At 66.1% G+C, this 1,925-nt stretch carries 3 protein-coding genes; all 3 read left to right on the top strand.

Going from position 1 to position 1,925, the window contains the following annotated elements; genetic code table 11:
• Nucleotides 1-311: hypothetical protein (locus tag ACFWPJ_RS31630; RefSeq protein ID WP_378857014.1), on the top strand; the 311-nt coding region annotated here is incomplete at its 5' end.
• A 123-nt stretch (nt 312-434) separates the two neighbouring features.
• On the top strand, nt 435-1,235 hold the full coding sequence (locus ACFWPJ_RS31625) for an AAA domain-containing protein (protein ID WP_378857012.1): 801 nt from the start codon (nt 435-437) through the stop codon (nt 1,233-1,235).
• 500 nt (nt 1,236-1,735) lie between these two features.
• The coding region (locus ACFWPJ_RS31620; protein ID WP_378857010.1) for a hypothetical protein at nt 1,736-1,925 on the top strand (190 nt) is incomplete at its 3' end.

The following is a 1,925-nucleotide window of genomic DNA, read 5'->3' as shown; positions in this document are numbered from 1 at the left end:
GAACCGAACTGTTCCTGGCCGCGCTGAACCTGCACTTCGCCGCGCTCACCTCGGAGCCGAAACTGATGCGGCAGAGCCTGTTCGGCGTCATGGACGTGGTGCGTGGCCGGGCACCTGCCGATCTGCCCGCCGAGACCGTGCTCGCCGCCTGGCAGCTGCTGTTCTTCGTGGTGCCGGTGATCTCCACGACCTTCGCCTCCGTGTCACGCATGTTCGACGCCCTCGGCCGGGAGTCGTTGGGCTGGCTGTTCATCGACGAAGCGGGACAGGCGGTTCCGCAGGCCGCGGTCGGCGCACTCTGGCGTACGTAACGCGCCGTGGTGGTCGGCGACCCACGGCAGCTCGAACCGGTGAACACCCTGCCGTGGTCGGGTCAGCGTCGGTTGTGTGCGCCGTTCGGAGTCGATGCCCAATGGACGCCGCAAGGTTCGTCGGTGCAGTCGATCGCGGACCGGCTGAATCGTTTCGGCACCTGGTTGCCCGGAGTGGAGCAGGACGCACTGTGGGTGGGTGCGCCGCTGCGCGTGCATCGACGGTGTGACCGCCTGATGTTCGAGGTGAGCAACCGGATCGCCTACGACAATCTGATGGTGTTCGGCACCGGTGAACCCTCGCGCCCCGATCTGCTGACCCGCAACACGTGGCTGCATGTGCCTGCCATGCCGTCCGGCGACAAGTGGAATCCCGCCGACGGCCGCTACGTTCTGGCCACACTGGATCTGGTGCGCAGCAGAATGCGCGACCGGATGAACGTCGAGCTCCTCGACTCGGGGGATGATCCGCCCGACTGGGCGACGGACGACCGGAGCAAGGCTGCCGAGCTGAAGCGTCGCGTCGCGGAGGCGGTCTTCGTGGTCAGCCCGTTCAAAGCGGTCGTCGACGGTCTGCGGCAGGCGCTGGGCGGTCGGCTGCCGTCGTCGCTGAAGCGGCTCGGCACGGTGCACACCACCCAAGGCAAGGAGGCGGAGATCGTCATCGTCGTCCTCGGCACGGCCACGGACGGGAACGGCTCACGAGTCTGGGCGTCCGAGACCCCGAACCTGTTGAATGTCGCCATCACCCGCGCCAAGCGCCGGCTCGTCATCGTCGGTGATCATTCCAACTGGTCGCGTCAACGGAACTTCAGCGTGCTGGCGGGCTACTGCCGCGGCAACGCCGATCCGCTACTGACCAGGGTCGACGCCCTCGACTGGTCGGTCGGGGTGTCGGCTGACTGGAGTCGATACGACAGCTGACGGTCCTCCGCCAGCGTCTCCCGTATCGCCGCGGCGGACCTTCGCCTCATGGCCTCCTGGTGCTCTCCCATTGTTGCGTCGAACGTTCTCGCAGCAATCCGGAACAGTTCAAGTTCTGGTCATCCGGGCACGTGGATCCGGCGATACGGTTCTCGGCTCCGATGCTGTTGTCCAGTAGGAGGCCCGAGCGGATGGATCGCCAGTTCGCCGCTGGGATCCGACGGGAACACCTTCACCGGCAGATCCGCAGGTTATGGGACGCGTTGGAACACAATGAAAAGAGTTGGGACACAAAGAGAGCCCGCAGCGCCGCTTGGCCTGCGTGCAATTGTACCGGGTGGATCTCAGCATTGGTACCGCCACGCCGGTGATCACCCACCTCGGCGAAGGCTGCGATATTGCTTGGACTCACTGGCGACGAGATGGTGGCCGAGGAGCAAGGGCCACAGGCCGACGGATCGGACGCTCCGCCACCTGCGAAATTGCGATTCTCGGTCGGTGTGGACCACGCAATCGGCCACGTCGCCGCGGTGAGCTACCGCATTGTTGAGGGCGTGCACGGCCAGCGCCGAAAGTCCGAGAGCCGGACATCGATCTTGTCGGAGGCGAGTTGCCGGGCGCCGTCGGGCTCGACCCCGCGGTGGACGCGGTCGGTCTCCTGGCACGAGTTCCTGTTCTGCCCGACCTCAC

Origin of the sequence: Nocardia sp. NPDC058497 (assembly GCF_042720195.1) — a bacterium.
Classification (GTDB): Bacteria; Actinomycetota; Actinomycetes; order Mycobacteriales; family Mycobacteriaceae; genus Nocardia.
Note: the sequence above shows the minus strand (reverse complement) of the source record. Positions and strands in the feature narration are given on the sequence as shown.